General features: G+C 51.4%; 9 protein-coding genes. 8 read left to right on the top strand and 1 reads right to left on the bottom strand.

Translation table 11 applies throughout. The features are described 5' to 3' along the window. Positions 1-37: 37 nt before the first annotated feature. The 3 genes from Q0W37_RS04500 to truA all read left to right on the top strand — a co-directional run bounded on the left by Q0W37_RS04500 (position 38) and on the right by truA (position 3,437). Positions 38-1,393, top strand: coding sequence for a GGDEF domain-containing protein (locus Q0W37_RS04500; protein ID WP_297699189.1), 1,356 nt, complete (start codon positions 38-40; stop codon positions 1,391-1,393). Positions 1,394-1,701: 308 nt separating this feature from the next. Further along, complete coding sequence (locus Q0W37_RS04495) at positions 1,702-2,685, top strand: hypothetical protein (protein WP_297699187.1); 984 nt, start codon at positions 1,702-1,704, stop codon at positions 2,683-2,685. Next, the gene (gene truA / locus Q0W37_RS04490) at positions 2,685-3,437 is read left to right on the top strand and encodes a tRNA pseudouridine(38-40) synthase TruA (protein ID WP_297699185.1); all 753 of its coding nucleotides are present in this window, start codon (positions 2,685-2,687) and stop codon (positions 3,435-3,437) included. Before Q0W37_RS04495 ends, truA begins: the two co-directional genes overlap by 1 nt. 427 nt (positions 3,438-3,864) lie before the next feature. Here the strand turns inward: truA and Q0W37_RS04485 are convergent, their stop codons facing one another. Beyond that, positions 3,865-5,502, bottom strand: a complete 1,638-nt coding sequence (locus Q0W37_RS04485; RefSeq protein ID WP_297699183.1) for a fumarate hydratase — start codon at positions 5,500-5,502, stop codon at positions 3,865-3,867. A 331-nt stretch (positions 5,503-5,833) separates the two neighbouring features. On the opposite strand from Q0W37_RS04485, the gene Q0W37_RS04480 reads away from it, so the two are divergent. The 5 genes from Q0W37_RS04480 to Q0W37_RS04460 all read left to right on the top strand — a co-directional run bounded on the left by Q0W37_RS04480 (position 5,834) and on the right by Q0W37_RS04460 (position 22,132). Further along, on the top strand, positions 5,834-6,490 hold the full coding sequence (locus Q0W37_RS04480; protein WP_297699181.1) for a hypothetical protein: 657 nt from the start codon (positions 5,834-5,836) through the stop codon (positions 6,488-6,490). Positions 6,491-6,897: 407 nt separating this feature from the next. Beyond that, on the top strand, positions 6,898-13,365 hold the full coding sequence (locus tag Q0W37_RS04475; protein ID WP_297699180.1) for a glycoside hydrolase family 9 protein: 6,468 nt from the start codon (positions 6,898-6,900) through the stop codon (positions 13,363-13,365). A gap of 127 nt (positions 13,366-13,492) precedes the next feature. Next, a complete protein-coding gene (locus Q0W37_RS04470; protein WP_297699178.1) occupies positions 13,493-19,417 on the top strand; it encodes a glycoside hydrolase family 9 protein in 5,925 nt (1,974 codons plus the stop codon). Position 19,418: 1 nt separating this feature from the next. Continuing rightward, positions 19,419-21,758: an ATP-binding protein gene (locus tag Q0W37_RS04465; RefSeq protein ID WP_297699176.1), complete on the top strand. Its 2,340-nt coding sequence runs from the start codon at positions 19,419-19,421 to the stop codon at positions 21,756-21,758. After that, the gene (locus Q0W37_RS04460) at positions 21,758-22,132 is read left to right on the top strand and encodes a response regulator (protein WP_297699175.1); all 375 of its coding nucleotides are present in this window, start codon (positions 21,758-21,760) and stop codon (positions 22,130-22,132) included. Before Q0W37_RS04465 ends, Q0W37_RS04460 begins: the two co-directional genes overlap by 1 nt. Positions 22,133-22,135: the final 3 nt, after the last annotated feature.

Genomic DNA, 22,135 nt, shown 5'->3' with positions numbered 1-22,135 from the left:
GTTGCCCGTTCTTTTCTCAATTAACTAAATTATTGGTATGAGTTTCTTGACTTACATCTTTTGGTTAATTGCATTTGTCGCAGGAGTTGTCGTTTCGTACTTTGTGCCCGAGACGACTCTTTCTGTAGGTGGAAAGTTCTTTTTTGTCGGCGCCTGGGGCATTGTTCTTGGGTTTGTCCTGTACAATATCTGCAAGAAGAAGGTGGAAAACGCTGAGGCGGAATTCACCGAAACCCTGAATTCGATCAAGGGAGAAAAGTTTGATTTCGTGACGGGGCTTCCTGCAAGCGAAAAACGCGAACCGGAACTGGAACCCGAAGATATGCCGCTTCCCAAGGGAGCCCTTCCCGCTAAGGCGGCTCTCGAAAAATTGGATGAACAGGCTGTGCGCGTGGGCTTTCCGCTGGACGTGTGGAAACAGTATTCCAGGGTACTCCTGAAAGACCGTCCTGTTCCCGAGGTGGTCAAGGCGCTCGAAAACCTGCTGCCGAAGCTTTTCCCCAACGCGGCGGGTATCCTGTATATGTATGCAGGGACGCAGACTGATTTGCACAAGGTGCTTTCTTTTGGCCCCTACATCATTAGTGACGATGTGATCCGTCCGGGTGAATGCGCAAGCTATGCTTCGGGCGATATCGTAATCACCGATTATTCTACGCCGGAACTCACGGGCGGCTGCACCCATCTGCATCATCATCCGAAGGGAGTTTCTTTCTGCGCTCCGATTGAAGGCATCGAGGAACATTTTGGCATCTTCTCGTTGCAGACGGACGTCCTGCCCGACAACGAGTCCCTGGATGACTGGCATGCGAAGGTGAGCATTGTTGCAACGACCTTTGGACAGTACATTGCAAACCAGAACTTGAACGTCCGTTTCAAACAGCAGAGCATTCGCGATAACCTGACGGGGCTGTTCAACCGCCGCTACATGGAAGAATCTCTTTCCCGTGAGGTGTCTGCGGCAATCCGTCACAAGAATCCGATTGGCCTTATCATGCTTTATCCGGATGCGGTGGTCGATATTCAGCAGACCCGTGGCCGCCATGCCGTGGAACAGCTCCTGTGGGAACTGGGCCAACGTTTGCCGGGTTATGTCCGCAGCGAAGATATCCCGTGCCGTTACGAAGGCGAGGTATTCTGCGTGATTCTCCCGGGTGCAGACCTCAAGATTACGCGTCAGCGTGCCGACAAGATTCGCAACGAGATTTCGCAGTTGCAGATTGCCTACGGCGACACGATCCTTGCGACGACGCTCAGCATGGGTGTCTCGGTAATGCCGGTGCATGCCTCCGATGTGAATTCGCTCCTTTATACGGCGGCGGCTTCGATGCAGCTCGCCATTCAGTCGGCGGGCAACAGGGTCATCATTGCCGATGCCTTGAACAATCGCTAATTACGGGCGTAAGCCTTTTGGACGGGTTGCTTTCGAGGCAATCCGTTTTTTTGTTGGGCTTGAAAAACAAAAACTCCCTGACTTGCGCCAGGGAGTTTTTTGGGGGTTAGGAGGAGAACAAAGAGTTCTTGACTGTTAAGTTAGAAATCTGATCCCTTCTTGACTATGGGGACTGCGATTTCTCTTTAAGAAAGTGTTGAGAAATTTTCAACGATTGACAACATTCCCTCGATGCAGGAGTTTCTTTTTCGAAACGATTTGTCTTTTGAATTTGGATGCTTTGGTTAAAATTTGCTATCTTATTGAACATGAAGAAGTTTGTCGCGCCCCTAGTGCTGCTTGTACTGGTTTGTGCTCTTGCTGCCTATTTGACCGTAGATTTTTCCGGTGCCAGTTCGTCTTTCAAAGCCGATGCCTATCTTGTGGCTCGTTCAAGGATCGATTCGCTGGAGCTTGCCTTGTGGAATTCCCGAGGTACGCCCGATGCGCAGGTGGCTATTCGGTTGCAACTCGATTCCGCGTGGGAAAACTTGGCTTCGATGCGTGCCGCGCCTGCCGTAGAACCGGGAGAGGCAACGACGGTTGGCGGAATCCCCCTGTCCTTTGAAACGGTAAAGTGGATTGTGGGCGGTATTGCCGCTGTTGCCCTTTGCGTTGTCATCTTGATCTTTGTGTTGCGTAAGCGTCAGGAAATTATTACCCGCCGCATGGAAGCGGTGAAGGCGGAGCGTTTCAAGGAAACCAAGGGTGGACTTGACGATGCGACGATTCCTCCGCGTCCGCATCCGCGCCGCGAAAAGCGTTCCATTATTGCCGATGCCGAGGCCTATGCGGCCCGCAAGCGTGAAACGATGGAACAGCAGGCGACTCAGACGACGGCGGTACCTTCGGAAAACGCCGAAAAGCCGCAGATTGTATTTGAAGACGAAAACGGCGTCCCTGAAAATAAGATCTTGACGACCGAATCGCCCGACAGTAAGCCGACTCTTCGTCCGACGGCCAAGGAACGTATCACTTCTGCGATGCAGAACCTGTCGGATGTGTTGCGTACACCGCGTGGCCTTTCCCGTGAAAGGACGATGAAGCTCCGTGCGCAAAGTCGCAATATGACGGGTGACCCGAACCTGCAGTCGAAAAGCCCGCTCGAGGTGACCCGCTTCGATCGCGAATCTAGCGAAAAGGTCAAGATCTTGCAGATGTCGCGTCGCGGTTTCCCTGCGTCTGCCATTGCCTCAAGCCTGAAGATTTCTCAGGAAAAGGTCGAGGCGGTTATCAAGGAAGCCATGGGCTAATGCGGTATCGCTTTCGTTGCGAATACCTGGGCAGCGCATTCTACGGTTGGCAAGCCCAGAACGAGGGCGGCAAGACCAAGTTTGTAACGGTACAGTCTGCGCTGGAAGAAGCTTTTTCCGTTGCGCTTCGTACGCCTATTCGTATTACGGGTTCTGGCCGGACCGATACGGGGGTGCATGCCCGCGGTCAGTGCGTCCACTTTGATTTTGACGGTGAACTCGATTGTGCCAGGGTTGTACGTTCGGTGAACGGCCTTACCAAAAGACTGATTCGCATTCGCGATCTGGAACCTTGCGCTCCCGATTTTCATTCCCGCTATGATGCCCTTTGCCGCTATTACCAATACACGCTGTTTACGCGTCCGGTCGCGCTGTTGCGTGACTTTGGCTGGGAATGCGGATCGCTGAACCTGAATTTGGATGCTATGGAACAGGAGGCAAAGTCTTTCCTGGGACACCATGACTTTATCGACTTTTGCATTCCTCGAAACGATGGTAAGCCGACGGACTGCATCTTGACGGAATTTCGGCTGGAACGCCTGAACGACTGGAGTTGCATGTTCCATATCAAGGGAAACCGTTTCTTGCACCGGCAGGTGCGTGCAATGGTCGGAACGCTCTTTGATGTGGGCCGTGGACGATTCCCGCTTGGAACCGTGAACCAGATTTTCGAGAAGAATTTTAAGGGTGAACGCACTTGGGCGCCTCCGCAGGGGCTAGTCCTCCAGAACGTGGAATACAAGGACTACTAGGAATCCGCGACAATTGCTTCCGAATTTATCTGACTTTGTATGAAAAATCCCGCCGGTGTAACCGGCGGGAAAATTTTATCTGAGTCGCTCTCACCTCAAAGCGAGTTTTCGAGCGCACTCATGCTTCGAAGCGAAGCTTCCTTAGAGGAGATCCTTGAAGAAGTCATTCCCCTAATGAGACTCCGTATTTGACCCCCGCAATAAAGAATCTACGAAGCCAAATACTCCGCGCTCCTACGGCTCGTTAAGACGAGCCGCATTCGCTTGGCGCAAGGGCAACGGCCTTAGAGGAGATCTTTAAAGAAGTCGTTGCCCTAATGAGACTCCGTATTTGACCCCCGCAATAAAGAATCTACGAAGCCAAATACTCCGCGCTCCTACGGCTCGTTAAGACGAGCCGCATTCGCTTGGCGCAAGGGCAACGGCCTTAGAGGAGATCCTTAAAGAAATCGTTGCCCTTATCATCCACCAAGATGAAGGCGGGGAAGTCCTTGATGGTGATCTTGCGGATGGCTTCCATGCCGAGTTCCGGGAAGGCGACGATGTCGTTGCTCAGGATATTCTGTTCGGCGAGGATGGCTGCCGGGCCGCCGATGGAGCCGAGGTAGAATCCACCGTACTTGTGGCAGGCGTCCGTGACATCCTGGCTGCGGTTGCCCTTAGCCACCATGATCATCGAGGCGCCCTTGCTCTGGAAGCGCATTACGTACGGGTCCATACGGCCGGCGGTCGTGGGGCCGAAGCTTCCGGTGGGCATGCCTTCCGGAGTCTTGGCGGGGCCAGCGTAGTAAATCGGGTGGTTGGACACGACTTCGAGAACGGTCTTTTCGATATCGGTGAGGGCTTCGCCCTTTTCCTGCTTGTCGAAGATTTCGGCAATCTTTGCGTGTGCCATGTCGCGGGCGACAATCATCGTGCCCTTGAGGTTCAGGCGGGTCTTGACCGGGTACTTGGTGAGTTCGGCGAGCACGTCCTTCATCGGGCGGTCGAGATCGATTTCCACGGCCGGGGCCATGTTCACGGCGTCGCCCTTCGGCAGGTACTGTTCCGGATTGTGTTCCATCTTTTCGAGCCAGAGGCCGTTTTCGTCAATCTTTGCCTTGATGTTGCGGTCGGCGGAGCAGCTGACGCCGATAGAGACCGGGCAGCTTGCTGCATGGCGCGGACAGCGGATGACGCGTACGTCATGAACAAAGTATTTTCCGCCGAACTGGGCGCCGATGCCCGTCTTCTGGCAGATGTGCAGAACCTTTTCTTCCATTTCCACGTCGCGGAACATACGGCCGCCTTCGCTTCCTGTGGTCGGAAGGTCATCGAGGTAACCGCAGCTAGCGAGCTTCACGGTGTGGGTGTTCATTTCGGCAGAGGTTCCACCAATCACGATGGCGAGGTGGTACGGAGGGCAGGCTGCCGTACCGAGCGTCTTTACCTTGTCTGCAATAAACTTTTCAAGGGACTTCGGGTTGAGGAGCGCCTTGGTCATCGGCCAGTAGTAGGTCTTGTTGGCAGAGCCACCGCCCTTCGCAACGAACAGGAACTTGAGGTCCGCGCCCTCTTCGGCGTGAATGTCGATCTGAGCCGGGAGGTTGCAAGCCGTGTTCTTTTCTTCGTACATGGTCAGGGGGGCAATCTGGCTGTAGCGCAGGTTCTTGCCGGTGTAGGCGTTGTAGATACCTTCGGAAATTGCCTTTGCGTCGTCGGCGCCGGTCCAGACCTGCTGGCCTTTGTGGCAAATACAGATGGCGGTACCGGTGTCCTGGCAGAACGGGAGGATTCCCTTGGCGGCGACACAGGCGTTCTTCAGAAGCGTGAGGGCTACGAACTTGTCATTATCGGAGGCTTCCGGGTCCTGAAGGATTTTTGCCACCTTCTGGGTGTGGGCCGGGCGGAGCCTGAAGCTCACTTCTTCGAATGCTGCCTGGGCGATCTTGGTAAGGGCCTCGGGGGCGACCTTCAAAATCTTCTTGCCTTCGAATTCGGCAACGGAAATGCCTTCCTTGCCGAGGTTCACGTATTCAGTCTTGTCTTCGCCGTGCTGCACGGTCGCTTCGTATTTGAATGCCATAGTAGATAATAGGGGTTAAGGGTTAAAGGTTTGATCCTCTGCAGTCATTCTCGACCGAAGGGAGGGATTCCAGTACTGGTTCCCGTCGCTGCGCTCCAGGATGACGCCTATGTGTCTTCTTGCTTTAAAATTTAAATTCTTTCGTCTTTTGTCTTTCGCCACTCCCCTAAAAAAGCCTGCTATTGTTGATAACTAGTGCTTAGTTTTGCTAAAAGGCGATGAAACGACCAAAAAAACAGATAATTTGTAATTTTTTTTAATTTTTTTGAACAAAAAGGTGTGATTTGTACTATTTTTTACACTGTAAAAAGTTTAAACTGAGAGGAATACTATGAAGATCAAGAATCTGATGCTTGCAACTATGCTTGCCTCTGCTGTTGTTTTTGCAGCCCCCGCTGCCAAGAACGCCGCTCCGGCTGCCAAGGCCGCCCCTGCTGCCGAAGCCGCAAAGCCGGCCGCTGAAGCCCCGAAGGCCGAAGCTGCCGCTCCCGCTGCTCAGCCTGCTGCCGAAGCTCCGAAGGCCGAAGCCGCTGCAGCCCCTGCTGCTGAAGCTGCTGCCCCTGCCGAAGCCCCGAAGGCTGAAGCACCCGCTGCTGAAGCCGCTGCCGCTCCTGCTGCTACAGATTCTGCTGCTGCACCTGCCGCCGAAGCCGCTCCTGCTGAAGCTGCCGCTGCTCCGGCTGACTCCGCCGCTCCTGCCGAAGCTGCCGTAGCCGCCGAACCTGCCAAGGATAGCGCCGCTGCCGAAGTTCTCGAAGCAAAGGCTGAAGAAGCTCCGGTCGATAGCGCCGCTCTTGCCAAGGCCGAAGAAGAAAAGAAGGCTGCCGAAGAAGCTGCTAAGGCCAAGGCCGAAGAACAGGCTGCTCTCGAAAACAGCTCTGCCGGTTCTGCTAAGTCCACCATCATGGAAAACCCCTGGGAATTCCTGATCGTGTCTGCAGCATTCGTTGCATCCGTGCTTGTGATTATCTTCACCGGCAAGGACTAATAAGTTCTTTTTGCAGTTCAAATCCTTTGAAGAAAGGTCGATGCCTATGGGTGTCGGCCTTTTTCTTATAGTGTCATCCTGAGCGGAGAGCCGTAAGGCTCGTAGTCGAAGGATCTATACTTGAGTAGTTTGCCACAGATTCGTTCCGGAAGCATCTCCTTTTTTAACTGCCGTTTTGTAAACATTCTTAAACTTAATTTCGCTTTTTTCTTACCAAAAACTTTTATTCAAAATAACGTGTTTTAGGTCATAAAAAAATGTCTTCTAGGGGAGCAAAAAGGGAACATTTTCTGCTTTTGACGTGAGACATTTTGGCTTTATAAATCTATTTTATAGAGTGTGTATTTGGGCTTTGATGCGGACGCATTTCGTGTCCGTCCCTTACTTGTATATGAAAGGAGGCGTTTGTGCCGATAAAGAAGTTTTTGACCGTTGCCCTGTTTGCCGCTGCCGCCGTGATGGCCGCTGAACAGGAACAGCCGACTCCTTATGACCTGATTCGTCCGGTTTATCCATTGACATGGGATACGACGGTATTCGATCATTACGACACGACTGTAACGACTAAGCACAATATGGTGCCCAAAAACCGTACTCCGGCGTCTTATGTACCGAACGCGCTGATTCCTGATACGCTGAATCAGGCTTATCTTGATGCGATCAACTACCGTATGTCGCCAATCCGTATTAACCAAGCTGGCTATTTGGAAAGTGATCCTGAAAAGCAGTTTTACTACATTGGTACGGCGTCGACTTTCGAAGTGGTGGATGTTGATGGCAAATCTTTGAACCCGATGGTGACAGGAGAGCTTGCCAATAGCGGTCAGCAGACGTCTTCTGACTGGACGATTATTGCTGGTACCAATGCGGCCACTAATGACCAGAAGCGATACCAGGTCGACATCACGGGTCAGTCCGGTATTATTCAGGTGGGACGTATTCCGGGCACTGTTCCTACGGAGACCCGTTTGCGTATCAAGGTGGGCAACGATATCTCGAGCACCTTCATTGTGAGCAATAAGGTGTACACCATGGTGAAGGACGCTGCCCTTAAGTTCTACGGCATTAACCGTAGTGGTTATGGTGATTCCTGGTTCCATCCGGCAAGCCATACCTTAGATGGTGGTGCCTCTTCGGATTCCGGTGTCTATTCATTTGATCAATCTCTAGCAGGGACTTTGGAAGGCGGTTATTATGACTGCGGTGACCACCTGAAGGAATCCCAGACCCAGATGTATGCTTTTATGGTGGCAGCCTTGATGGCCGCAACGAATGCGGATGCCGACGAAGACCACTATGCTTTTAATCATGGTGAAACGGTCAATAGGGATGGTATTCCGGACATGTTGCGCGAAGCGAAGCATGGTGCCGACTTTGTATTGCGCGCTTACAAACGTGCAAAGGGAGTCATTGACGATATGGCGCTTTCTGTGGGTGATTTCGGTTCGGACCACGGTTGGTGGGGACGCCCGGAATCTCAGGATAAGTTGCCTTTGGACCCCAGTAGGGGAGACCCGGCACTTCGCAGAGGTGGTCCGCTTTCTAGAACCGTGCGCTTGGGTGAAATCGGTGCAAATATCGGTGGTGAGACTGCCGCGGGTCTCGCTATTTTGAGCAAGATGTATGCCGAATACGACAAGCCTTTCGCTGACAGCTGCTTGAAGGTTGCTAGGGAAATGTATAAGTTCGGTAAGGATCTTGCCCAGGGAAAAACTTTCACGCACAATAAGAAAGCTGCCGAATGGTCTAGCCCTGCCTATAACGGTAACAACGAATTCGTGGATGACATGGCTTTGGCTTCTGTGGCGCTCCTTTATGCAACTGGCGAAAAGCAGTATGCCGATGACATGATTCGTAACACGAATATGTATACGGGCCAGCCGACGAATGAACAGGACGGTCCGGGCTACTTCAAGGGTGGCTGGTTCGTGTCGCCGGACAAGGGCTTCTTGAAAAATGGCAAGAATACCAGCTGGGCAAACTCTTACGCCTATGCGACCTACGCTCTTTATAAGTTGATTCTTGCCGATGAAAACAAGGCTATAAACGAATACGGACTCACCGCGGATGAACGCCTGAACGCGATTGAAGACTGTATCGTGAACATGATTTTCAACTTGGGTGATGTTAGTAAGGGTACAGCGACAATCGTATTGCCTAAGAGCACTGGCTGGAATGGCATTGGCTGGAAAATGAATGAGGTGAAATACGATCCGATTTGGTATTCTATGCAGACGGACCAGGATTGGATTTACAACCGTTACCAGGCGGGCAACATTTTCGAAGTGCTTGCATACGCCGATGTGGCAAAGGATATTGAAAAGCAGAATCTGACGCTTCCGAATATGGGTGATGCGGATTGGAAGGCCGATGAAATGCACCAGCTTGCCATTAACCAGCTGAACTACCTGTTGGGCGTGAACCCGTGGGATGTGTCGTACATTTTGGGTATCGGTGACAAGAACGATGCTCACCCGCACCACCGTGCTGCTAACCCCGAAGGCAAGAATATGCCGGGCGCCTCTTACAAGTATAGACCGCCTGTAGGAGCCCTTTATGGTGGTGTTGTTCCGGGAACGACAAACTCGATGGTGCCCGACAATAAGAGCTGGGAAGATTACCACAAGTCTGAAACCTGTATTGACGCTGCTGCGACGCTCGTAAGTTCGGGTATGCTTGCTGCCGCCAAGTTTGACCGCACGGCGGCTCCGGGTGTGAGCGTGGAAATTCGCCATGTGAGCATGGATTCTGCAATCGTGATGGTGAAGCTTTCCACTCGTGGAAATGCTACTATTTACTATGGAACTGCCGAAGGCTCGATGACGACTACCGCTACTTCAGACGAAAACAAGTCCGGTGTGCAGCATGAAATTGTTTTGCGTGGCCTTACGAACGGAACCGCCTACTACTTCTATGTTGAAGGCCAAAATGCCTACAATACGAGCAACGTTACCTATAAGTACATGGTCGATTCCACCAAGACTCCCTTTAGCTTTACGACGCTCAACTCCGTGGAAAGCGCACAAATTGCGAACGTGACCGTCTGTAACATGCTCGGTGACAGTGCCGAAATCATGTGGTACACTCCGAATGGCGAGTACGAATCCAAGGTTTATTGGGATACAGTTCCCCATACGACGGCTGCTGAATACGCCTTTAACAGTGGCTCTGGCAATGCCGATGTGTCCGGCATTCCGACCAAGTTCCACTATGTAAAAATTGGTGGCCTTAAGGAACAGACGACTTATTACTATATGGTCGAAAGCAATGGTCAATTTGCAAACACCGACGAAAAAACTGGTGACCTGTTGAAGTTTACGACTCCGGTGGGTTGGTACGACTTTAGCGTCCGTGCCTACCAATACGAGTTCGACAATCTTCAGAACTTGAATTTGAATATCTACAATAACGAATCTAGACCTTTTGATAGTCTTGAATTGCGCTTGTACTTTACGGCATTGCCCGAAGAAGTGGACAATTGCGCCTTCCTTATTGATACGGATATTCTGCAGGCTTATGATGAAGCTGGCTTTAACCATCCGCTTCTCGATAAGGATGGAATCGATGTTGGTAATGATGTTCGCAAGTTGATGAGAAATGCAAGACCGCATCAGTTGCAAGATACCTATGATGCGGCTACAGGTAAGTATTCTTACTACTTCCCTGTTCCTCTTGGTGGAGCAGAAATGAAGTCTGCCTCCAGAATCCGATTGGACTTCGCCTTCTCTTATGGTATTTCAAATGACGGTTTCAAGACTTGTGAGACGCTTCGCCAGCCTCCCAAGAAAGTACTGAATGCAAAGTCTGGCGACTGGTCCTGGGCTCCGCACGAATTCCTGGTGGATGGTGCTGACTATGATGGTATGCCGGAAGAATCCAAAGACTATGGCGATATGGATGTGGAAATAGCGATAAACCCGTATATTACCGTTTACCGCAAGGACGAATTCATTTGGGGTTACAGTCCCTCTTACCAGGAAATGACGACTAAGCGTGCCCATTATGAAATGGATGTGTCGCTTGATGCTCCGTTCAATGTGTCCAATAACTCGTACGTGCAGATCGACCAGACGAGCAGCACCGTGTTCGTGAAGGGCTATGCTCACGTGTCCGAAGGCGGCTTTATCACGCGCATTTGGGCGAACGGTACCGAAATCGACACCTATGTCAAGCGTATCGGAAAAGAAATCCTGTTGCTCAGAAGAGAAGACAACCTTATCGTTGCTCACTACAACGTCACATCCGGCGGTGGAGAAATTGACTCGACCGGTCTCTGGTCCTTGAACATTCCGGTCAAGATGAAGATCGGTAGCAACAAGGTGGACCTCACGATTTTTGCCGGTGCAGACCCAGAATGCGCCGAATGTGCCGAAAACGGTGGTTGCGCCTTTATCAACCGCACCTACTACGTACAGTTCACCCGTGGTAACCTGACGGCCTCTAGCCTTACGATCAAGAGGGAAGACGGAAGCCCGGTTTCTGTGGACGGTAAGCCTGTTGATCCTGAAAATACGCAGTTCTACATTTACCTGACGGATAAGGATAAGGCTAACACCAGCTCGACGATTAACGTTCTTGTCATCAACAACAAGAAGGCCGACACCTTGAAGGTCAAGATGATCGAGGATTCCTCGAATCCGGGAACGTTCAAGAGCGAGTATCTCATTTCGGCGGTGTCTGTTCCTAAGGAAGGTCGCGTCGGTAACCAGATTTCGTTCTTTGCGGGTGACACTATCCAGGTGATTTACATTGACCCCGACGACGAAGAAGATGTGTCGAAGCAGAGCTTCTATGCAGAATCCAAGTACCCCGAACCGCAGAAGGTTTTGGCTCAGGATACCGACTGTGACAATATTGCCGACAAGCTCTTGATTGAATTCAGTAACGTGCTCGAAGCGGCTTACAGTTTCGACAGTATCAGCGTCTATCTGCCGGGTATGTCGGATACTGTGACGCTCAAGGTCGATCAGTCGGCGGCCCTGAACAATTCCGAAGTCCTTGTGGACTTGCCGCAGTCCTTGGGTATCAAGGAAACGGCTGCACCTACGGGTATGTCCGTTGTATACCTGAAGGCCGAAGGGGCGACCAATATCGAAAGGGTGCCTATTACCGACGGTATCTTGCCGAGACTTTTGAGCTTTACGATTCTTGAAAACCCGGAGCCTAGGTCTGTTCAGGATACCTTGATGGTTGCCTTTACGGAACCTGTTCTGCTCGCCTCCCTGAACACCTGGTTCTACGAGGTGGATGGCGCGTCGGTAGACATTAGCGTGGTTGGAAAGGCGACTACAAGTAACGACGGCAAGAGCTGGCTATATGTGGTAACCGGAAATACCGAAGGAAAGATCCTGCCGGTGGGTGGACAGGTGCGCGTCAAGGCTTCTTCTGTAGCGGACAAGGCGTTCAATTACCTGGATCCCGCTTCTGGATGTAAGGACAACGTAAAGATTGTGGAAACTCCGAAGCCTGTTCCTGTGACGCTTGCTGAAATGCGCGACAAGGAAGGCGACGGCTATGTCGATGAACTTTACATGAAGTTCGAAAAGAAACTCCGCGACAAGGACATGCTGGATAGCTTTGTGGTCGAATGGGGCAAGAAACCCGAAGTGTTGAGCTTTAAGCGCAGCGATTCCAATTGGGTCCATACAAAGGAATTCTCGCAGCATTGGCAGAAAACTTCGACGCTTGATTCTACGACGGGCGAAGTGACGATCGATTCTGTCCAGGTGAGCGACACGATTTCGATTATCTCGATTCCGCTTACGCCGTCGAATACGTTTGCCTACGGTACGACGAACGGTCCTTACGACGGTTATGGTCGAGTGACTCCGCGCCTTGGCCCCGAGGGAGGCTTCTTCGACAAGTATTATTCTGTCGTTGACAAGTGCCCGCCGATTATCCTTTCTGCGATTTGGCAGGGTTACGACGTGAAGAACGACGAATCCCAGGGATCGCAGGACTATGTGACATTGACGTTCTCTGAACCGCTGGATACCGTGGGCGGACACTCTGCCGTGGTGGAACGTTTCCGCGATGGTGAACCGAAGGTCATTTTCGATCTCAAGGCTAGTACGGGATTGTCGCTGGAATACACCCCGAATACGACGACGGCCCGTCTTGGATACAGGCATAAGAACGAAAAGGCCATTTGGATTGCGGACTCCGTGCGTCTGATTTCGGATGAAGAAACGTCGGTGTTCAAGGATCAGGCCGGAATGTTTGCCGGTTACGGTACCCCGTGGGTGCCGGTGGCAGGTTCTGTGTCCAACATCAAGTTCTCGATTTCTATGGCCGAAAATGTCGCGAGGGGCAGGAATGCCGATTCTGTCTACTATGGTGGACAGGCTCTCTTGCCGGACGAAAACTTCCGCCTCACTGCCGAGACAAAGGACAAGGAAACGGTTGTGATTGCCGCGGGCGAAAGCAAGCTCAAAGACGTGTTTAGCGCACCTATTAAGGATTACCGCCATGCTGGTCCGGTGTTCGTGATCGAAATCGCGTTGCCCGATGTCAAGGATAGCACGGAAAACGGCGAACCGAAGCGCAACTACGAAATCAAGCTTGAAGTGGATTTGTTCACCAACATGGGTGCCTATATCAACAGGGCAAGCTACGAGTTTACTTCGGAATCGGTGGCTGAGTACATATCGGCAAGCAGTACCCTTACCCTTAACCTGGAATGGTGCGCTCCCGAGGATTACCCCCTCAGTGCCGGAGGAAAGAAAATCGGAACGGGTCCGTACATAGCGAAGTTTGCAACCGAAGCGATGAGCGAATACCTGCCGAAGGAACCTGATGAAGGAGACCGTACGGAAAAACTGAAGGAATCCGATGCCATTACCAAGACATTCGGCTTCAGGAGAACCAAAAAGTAGATGTCTCGCTTGATAAAAGGACTATGATTAGGGATTTAGACACTGTGCTATAATGCTCAAAGAATGTGTTCCCGAAAGGGTCACATTCTTTTGTGTTTAAAGATGGTGGAGGATAAAAAGGAAGAGTATGAAAAGAATGGTTAAATTAGTGTTGCTTTTGGCACTGTTTGCCGCGGACGCAGTCCTCGCGGATGCTTTGCCCAACTTGGACCGTACCGACAAGGTGCATAGCCGTCGCTACTTGGACTCGATGAATGTCTACAACCGTAGAGCCATTCGCGTGAACCAGGCGGGTTATAGGCCGGACCATTACAAGTACGCATACGTTGCCGATCCGAAAGACACTAAGTTTAAGCTGATTGATGCCAAGAGTGGTGCCGAGGCGTGGAGCGGCTCCTTAAGCTTGATTAATCCCAGTGTCGTAAAGCCAAACATTTGGGTGAGGGGCGCCTTTAATTCCCTGGAAAGCATCTACACGTTTGGAAATCTGGATTCTGTCAGTACGGAAAAGGAAGCGCTTTACAGGGCCGACTTTACGGGCTTTGTTCCGAGTTCGCCGGGTGAGTTCTTTGTGGTGGTTGGACCGGACACCTCGGCGACGTTCCATATTCATCCTGCAGTCTACAATTCGATTCTTGAAAAGTCCCTGATGTTCTTTGGCATTCAGCGTTGCGGTAACACTGATTCGCATTTCCACAAGGCGTGCCATTTGCAGGATGGCTCCGAAGTGAGTCACGACTTGACGGGTGGCTGGCACGATTGCGGTGATCATTTCAAGGTGGCTGAAACGGTGGGCTATGCATCCTACGTGCTTTCGATGGTTTACTTGACCTATATGAATAAGGCGGAAGACCGCTTTGGACATTCCTATGCCGATACGACATTTGTCGACGGTATTCCCGACGTCTTGTACGAAGCGAAAATGGGAACCGATTATATATTGAAGCTGTATAACGCCTCTGTGGAAGATGGCCTTATCGAAAAGGGGGACATGTACCATACGGTGGGTATGAGTGATTACGACCACAGCTACTGGGATTTGCCGGAACGTCAGGACCAGCAGGAACAGACAAAAGGTGGCCCGAAACGCTTAGTCATCAGTGGAATTGGCACGAACGTGGCGGGCATCTATGCAGCAACGCTTGCAAACGTAGCGGCGGGCTATAAGCCCTACAACCCGTTTTATGCGGATTCCCTCCTGAATGCGGCAAAGACCATTTATTCGAAGATCGTGAAGCCGACTTTCCAGAATTATTCCGGTCCCGATGGTTGTGCTAGAAAGGGCAAAGCGACGACCTACCGTCATGAAAATCCCGAATTTAACGGAAAGGGCTATTATAGCGGTATGGGTCTTTGCGAAGACGATGCCGCCGCTGCCGCCGTCTCGCTTTGGTATGCCACCGGCGACACCATGTACGCTTATGACTTGTATAAAAACAAGGACTTGAATTCGAACGGAACCGCTAAATTCGACCTAGCTTTCTTTGAAGCGGGGTATTTGGGAACGGGCCCTGGTTTCAACAACTCCTGGGCAACCGACTACCAGAACCTTTTTGCGTACGTCCTGTTTGCAATTCAGAAATTGATATTGAACGACCCCGAATATGAAACAAAGTTCAACATATCTGAAGAAGAGAGAAATGCCCTGTCCAAGCGCGTGATGGCGTCTTTCCGCAAGCAGGTCCAGACGAATTCGAATGGCGATTCCATTGCCGCAACTTATCCGGGGTCTGGAGACGGGGAACCTCGCGAAGGGGCTTCGTCGCTCCATGTGGAGCCTCCCTATAACTTGGTGTGGACAAGTTTTGACTGGGGCGTGATGCGTTACAACATGGGTTCTGCCGTGGCGGTGTTCCTGTTGTACGAATTGACAAAGGATGAACGTTACCTGAAGGTGGCGCTCGACAATATGTACTATGTACTGGGTGCGAACCCCTGGGATATTTCGCTTTTGATGGGGGCAGGCGACAAGAACCCGCAGCACCCGCATAACCGTTCGGCAAACCCCGATGGCTACAACGCCGGTGCAATGCCCTATGAGTACAAGTGCCCGATTGGTGCCCTGATGGGTGGCCGTGCTCCGAACAAGACCTTGATTGAAGACTGGGAAAAATATACATCGACTGAAACCTGTATCGACTTCTCGGCTCAGTTCCTGTTCCCGGCCCAGAGCTTGGCGCAGACGCTTCCGCCAGACAACGAGGCGCCCCTGTTCAGTAATATTGCGGGAACTCCGATTACAAAGACTTCTGCAATCGTGAGCTGGGATGCCAACGAGGTTGCCCTGGTGACGGTTTTCTACAATACGACTCCCGATGTGAGTGGCGCGAAGTCGGTGCAGCAGACTACGGCTTCTAAGGGCGGCTCGGTCGTTCTCGAAGGTCTTGAAATGGGCGTGACTTACTATTTCTTCTTGGAAGGAATGGATACCAAGGGTAATTTGGGCAAGGACGATAACCATGGACTCTGGTACCAGTTTACGATGACGGAAGCTAACCCCAATATTAGTGGCGTGACGATTTGCCAGGTCGATAACCGCAGTGCGAAGATTTATTGGTGGACGGACGTGCGTTCCAATGGCCTTGTTAAATATGGAAAATCTATGAGCTCGCTAAGCGAATCGCAGTCGTCGACCGACGGTGCAGTCCTTTTCCACGAGGTGCTTTTGAATAACCTCACTCCGGGAACGACCTATTTCTTTAGCGTGTCTTCGGGAATGAGGGAAGATGACAATGGCGGTGCGGGCTACAGCTTTACCACTGAAAGCGAAGCCGCGTATGCAGACCTTGCCATATTTATGAAGCCAAGTTCCTACGGTTCTGAAGCTAGCTGCAGCTCATGGCAAGATTGTAAAGCGTTTATTTTGTCCATTTCAAACAACGATACCATCCCCTTTGAAGATTTCGAAGTCCGTTTGTACTTAAAGGATCCTAACTTGGCGGCTCTAGGGAACTGCCACCAGAATTTTGGTGGCGATGGTCAAATGGGTAAGCCCATCAATATCACGTTTGGAAGTTCTCAGTCAGACGGCCATGGCGGATACTACCTGCCAATCAATGTAAAGGGAACTCTAGAAGTTTCGGGGCAGTTGATTATTCAGGTCATATTCCATAGTTACGATTATAGTGTAAAGACGGTTACCTTCAAGGACATTGAAGGGTCCTGGTCGCTCCGTCCGCATACTGCTGAAGACGATCCTGAATACTTTGAGGGAATTGACTTGACGCAGGCTCCCTACTTTAAAGGCTCAGAAACAACATTCCTTGAATATAATTCCAATGGTGAAAAGGTTATTGCCTTTACGAAGGACCCCTATGTGACGGTCTATTATCATGGCAAGCATATTTACGGCTATGGTCCGGATTACACTCCTGAAAATGGTCCGCAGGTGCCTCGCACCGTTTCTCTTGAATTTGAAAAGCCCTTCCAGAGTCCTTATTTCTCGATTGAAACGGGCGACTCCGTGGCAACTTACAAGGGCAAGAGTAGGGTTTCTCCGACGGGATTCCTGGATGACCTCGAAATGAATGGCTCGACCGTGATAAGAAACAACGTGCCTATCTTCAGTTATGTGCCCGCGAACCGCAGGGATGCCTTTGAATTCGCAATGGATACGACTCTTGCGTATGGCAACAACTACATGGAATGGGTGAGCTGGCATAATCACGGGGCAAATCAGAAATCCGAGAACAAGTATGACTGCGCCTGTGCCGTGATGCGTACGAACGTCGAAGTCGATACGATTGTAGATCCGCTCGAAAAGCGATACCTGGTGTTCGACAAGACGACTTACAAGACCTACCAGACGGTGGCGGGTGGAACTCCCAAGATGGTGGAGATCCGTGTGCAGTTGCTCGACAGCTTGGGAAAGCGTTCCCTGGATTCGGTGCGCCTTACGCTTGAACTAGGCGTTGCCGAAGGCGACGTATTCTTCTGGGGTTCGCCTACGGCGACGATTCCGACAACTACCATCACTCTTGAAAATGGCGAAGCCGTTTTCTACGTGAGTTCCGAGCAGGTCCTTTCGACGCACTTGGTTGTGAGTGTGCTGAATTCGCCGCAATATGCGTATGAATCGAGTAATCCGGAGCTGATTATCGAGGAACTTCCGCCTTGGCCGATTATCGATATTGCAAAGATGATCGATACCGATTGCGATAACGTTCCCGACGCCCTTGATATTCGACTTTCGAACGAATACCAGGAAAATCAGTCTTTCAATTCGGTGACGTATACGTACAAGGGTGATACGGTTACCACGACGGATATTATCAAGCGCGATGGCAAGAACATCTTGATCAGGGCTTCTGTCAAGGATACGTCGGTCAATACCAATCCGAGCGGTTCCGTGACCTTGTCGTCGAATGTAGACGGAAAGGTGGAAAGCCACACGGACTTCTACCAGGACGGCATGGCTCCGACGCTTTTGGCGGTTGCCGTTTTGGAACGCCTCGATACGGCGACAAGCGACCGCGTCTATATGCAGTTCAGCGAACCGATTTCTGCACCGGGTGACCAGTGGCCGGTAAAGCTATTTGCAAAGGACGGCAATACGGAAGAAAGCGCCCCCGTAGTCAAGTTCTCGAGACTCTACAATGATGCTAGAAACGTGTGGGAATTTGAAATCGCCTTTGGTGCGAACGGAACCTCTGTTGTCACCGAGGGTATGTTTGCCCAGCTCCTTGCTGAAAGTGACATCAAGGACAAGAGCGGTAACGGCGTCTCTACGGAGTGCGGACAACCGAAACTTCGCATAACGTTAAAGCTGCTTCCGGTTCCTATCACCTATGCCTCGATTACGGACAAGGACGAAGATGGCACCGCCGAGCATATCCACATGGAATACGTGAGGGCGATCGATCCGAAGCATTATCCGGATAGCATTTCGCTTGTCTTTGGTAGGAACGTTCCCGAAACCTTGTGGGTGGCAGGAACTGTTCCGACCTATGCCGCCGATGGTATGAGTGCTGAACTCGACTTGCCGTCGCCTTTCGTCTACGGCATTACCAGCGGAACTTACGAAGGTTTCCTGAATGGTTCCGATGTGACGGGTGCGGGCCTTGTGACGCAGCATTTGGGCACGGGTGCCTCCTATGAAGCCGATTCCTCCTTGGCCGAAGACAAGGTGGGACCTGTCATCGTGACCGCCTTTATCGATTTCTCCAAGTCAAGCAAGTACGATATGCTCGACATGAACCTCAGCGAACCGGTAAAGGTCGTGGATTCGTCGATGACGTATTACCGCCAGAAGCAGGGCGACCGCGATACGGCGATTTACAGAAAGTCGCTCCCGCTGGTGACTGTCGGTATGAGCGACATGGTGCTCTCTGCGACGTACAGCAAGGAAAGTGAACTAGCGGTAAACGACGGTGACTACGTTCGCCTGCAACCGAAGGAATTGAGTGCCCTAGTCGATGGCCATGGAAATATTCCGTCGCTGAATGCCCCCTGGATTCCGATTACGAGCAGCGGCAAGCCGAAAATCAAGTTCAACGTTAATTTGCAGGAACTCGTTTCGACATCGGGTGGCTCCGCTCGTTCTCAGGTGGCCTCGTCTGAAAGTATTCGACTTTACGTGCTGAACCCGGCGACGAATCGGCTTGACCTGATAAACAACGGCGTTGTCGTTGCAGAAGGAATCGATACGATGGCGATTCATGGCGCTATCTGGAAAATCAATATGACGATTCCGCGTGGAACTCCGGGGGGAACGGCTGCCGCCTGGGATTCGCTCGAGCTAAAGTATTCGCTCCCGATTTATACCAACCTGGGAAACTACGTCAACCGCCTTTCGGAAAAATACAGCTTGCCGTCGGACAAGTATTTGTCGCAGACGGGCAAGGTGGTGATGTATGTGGAATGGGCAAATACCAGTGTAGGCCTGCAATCCGAGCAAGGAAGGGCCGTTGCGACGGGTGCCTATATCTACAAGATCGATTTGGAATGTAAATTTATTCCGAATATGAATCTTGACGAAGAAACTGTGGAACACTTTAGTGGAAAGGATTCTTACGACAAGACGGAAACGTTTGGTGTTCGCCGTATGAGGTAGCATGTCCGAAAGTCTGTATTCCGATTCCCCGTACCTCCTGGTACTTTCGGTAGTGGCGCTAGCGCTGTCACTATCGTTCCCGATGATGCTCGGACGAAAAATTTCGATGCATTACTTGCCGGTACCGCTGCGCCGGATGACGCTCATCAACATTGCCTGGAACTTGGGCGGGATTATCGGAATTATCTTTTTCGGTGGAGAAATCGAGGTGGGAACACCGGCCTATGTGGGCCGTATGCTCCTGTTTGGAATTCAGGCCTTGTTCTGGGTTCGCGTAACAATGGTTACCTATGATATTGGCGAACTGGTTCTGTTCGACAAACGCAGTTCTGCGGGAATGATGTCTTCTGTGATGGGTTGCGTGACGGTCGCATTGATTACTTTGTTGCTAATCATTGCGCCCGAAGCGGTCACGAATGTACAAATTCTAGGAATCCGGCCTTTCGAAAACTATCCTATTTTCGTGTGCTTCACGATTGCCTACCTGATTTTTGTGCTGCCTTCGTGCGTTGCGACTATTTATCAGCTTTTGCGCGGTACGCTACATTCCCTGGATGCGACCGTGACGCAGACGGGGGCCTATATGGTGGGCTGCTACATTGTGCTGGTTGTCCTTGCAACGCTTTTTGATTTTGTGATTCCGATTGCGACCCGTTTCGAAGTCTGGGTGGGCAGTTTCCATTTCCTGGTGTGGCATCAGTTTATCTGCCTGTTCCTTGCGATTCTTTGCGGACAGTATTATACTTCGGCGAGGTTTAGGGACAAGAGCGCCTACTGGTTCTTGCAGAAACTCATCAGCAGGCTTGACGACGGTATCATTTATTTCGATGACCGTGGCCGCATTGAGTACGTGAACCGTGGCGCCTCCAAGCTGCTTGGACAGTCGTCGGCCAGTCTGCATGGAAAGTCCATCAAGAGCCTGTTCCCGCCGAATCTCGATTTTTTCCGCGAGTCGTCGTATAGCGATGTTCGCGTGAGCATGGGGGGAGAAGTCCATGTGCTCAGGATTCACTTTTTCAAGTGCCGTCAGACTTTGACCTCGGTCATAAATGTCGCCTACTTTGCGGACCAGTCCAAGACGCTTCTGTTGCAGCAGAATATCAAGACGCTGAACGAACAGTACGTGGAATATACGCATGACCTGGTGCGTTATCAGGACCGCCTGAACAAGGAAGCCCACGTGAAGGCGGAAAAGGAAAATGTGCTGAACACGCTGATTAACGCGCTTCCGTTTAGAGTGTGGTATAAGAGCGAACGCGGCGTGTTCCAGATGCAAAACGACAAGGACCTGGAAAAACGCGGCCCCCGTTGGGGCGCAAGCGACAATCCCGAAGATATTACGACCTACGAGAAAGAGGCCCGCGAAAATGGCGAAGTCATGGTCTACACGTCTTTCGAGGATAAGACGGGCAAGGAAATTTCGCAGGACGAAGCCAACAGGCTTTCTAAGGACGGCGAACCTATCCAGACGTTTGACAACATGTACATTCCGATCATTCAAGGGCGCGCTCCGTATAAGGTGCTATTCCTTAAGGTGGATATGACTGAACAGCGGCGTCTTGAACAGGAACGTAACATGCTGCGCGAACAAAAGTTCATTCATTCGAGACTCGAAGAACTGGGAACGATGTGCGGCGCGTTTGCCCACGACTATAACAATATCCTGGGTTCGCAGATTGGTTTCTGCCAGCTGGCGCAGGAAATGCTTCCGCCCGACCACCAGGCGTATATGTTCATTACGGAGGCGCTCAAGGCCGCTGAACGTGGCAAGACTTCGCTCGGCGAACTGCTGAACGCCATCCGCGGCAATGCGAACGCGGCAACGCCTGCGATTGTATTCTCGCCGTACATGATTATCGAAGACGTGGTGAAGAAGATTTCCTTGACGCTTCCGCCGAACATTGTGGTGCATAGCGACGATCTCGACCGAACGCTGAAGATCAAGGGAATCGTGGCTTCTTTGGACCGCATTATAAGCAACCTTGCGAATAACGCCATTTTTGCCATGAAGACGACCGGTGGTAGGCTTACCTTTAGACTGCAGGAGGCTGTGCTGGAAACGCAGCTGGTGATGCCTTACGCTCCTCCGGTTCCCCCGGGAAAATATGCCAAGATGGATATTTCCGATACGGGTACGGGCATGGATTCCAATACCCTGGAACGTATTTTTGCACCGTTCTTTACGACTAAGGCACCCGGCGAGGGTCTTGGACTGGGCCTTTCTTCTGCTTTAAGGCTCCTAAAAGAGGGTAATGCCTACTTTACGGTGCAGACAACTTTGGGCGAAGGAACTACATTTTATCTATATTGGCCATTGGAAACCGAAACGAAGGAGGATTAGTGCCTACTATTCTGATTATCGACGACGACGAGCAGTTCAATCTGATGTTGAAGTCTGCCCTGGAAATTAAGGGCTACAACGTGGAGACTGCGAAAAATGGTCGCGAGGCGAAGGCTCTGTACCAGAGCAAGACCTACGATGTCATCATCACCGACATCATTATGCCGGATGTTGATGGTTACGAGGTCATTCTGGATCTCCGCCGCCTGGGGATGAGCGACCGTACCATTGCCGTGAGCGGTGGTGGAAGAACCTCTGGTGAGGACTACCTGATGATTGCCCAGCATTTTGACGCTGCGGCGACCTTCAACAAGCCCGTGGACCTGCAAGCCCTTCGCGCTAAAGTCGAAGAAATTATCAAGAGCCACAGCTAGAGT

Source organism: uncultured Fibrobacter sp. (genome assembly GCF_947166265.1).
Lineage (GTDB): Bacteria > Fibrobacterota > Fibrobacteria > Fibrobacterales > Fibrobacteraceae > Fibrobacter.
This window is presented reverse-complemented; position numbering and strand designations above follow the sequence as displayed.

What these genes read in the sequence shown, in the direction of transcription:
- Q0W37_RS04500 (WP_297699189.1), top strand. Translation starts at nt 38, where the DNA reads ATGAGTTTCTTGACTTACATCTTTTGGTTAATTGCATTTGTCGCAGGA.
- Q0W37_RS04495 (WP_297699187.1), top strand. Translation starts at nt 1,702, where the DNA reads ATGAAGAAGTTTGTCGCGCCCCTAGTGCTGCTTGTACTGGTTTGTGCT.
- truA (WP_297699185.1), top strand. Translation starts at nt 2,685, where the DNA reads ATGCGGTATCGCTTTCGTTGCGAATACCTGGGCAGCGCATTCTACGGT.
- Q0W37_RS04485 (WP_297699183.1), bottom strand. Translation starts at nt 5,502, where the DNA reads ATGGCATTCAAATACGAAGCGACCGTGCAGCACGGCGAAGACAAGACT.
- Q0W37_RS04480 (WP_297699181.1), top strand. Translation starts at nt 5,834, where the DNA reads ATGAAGATCAAGAATCTGATGCTTGCAACTATGCTTGCCTCTGCTGTT.
- Q0W37_RS04470 (WP_297699178.1), top strand. Translation starts at nt 13,493, where the DNA reads ATGAAAAGAATGGTTAAATTAGTGTTGCTTTTGGCACTGTTTGCCGCG.
- Q0W37_RS04465 (WP_297699176.1), top strand. Translation starts at nt 19,419, where the DNA reads ATGTCCGAAAGTCTGTATTCCGATTCCCCGTACCTCCTGGTACTTTCG.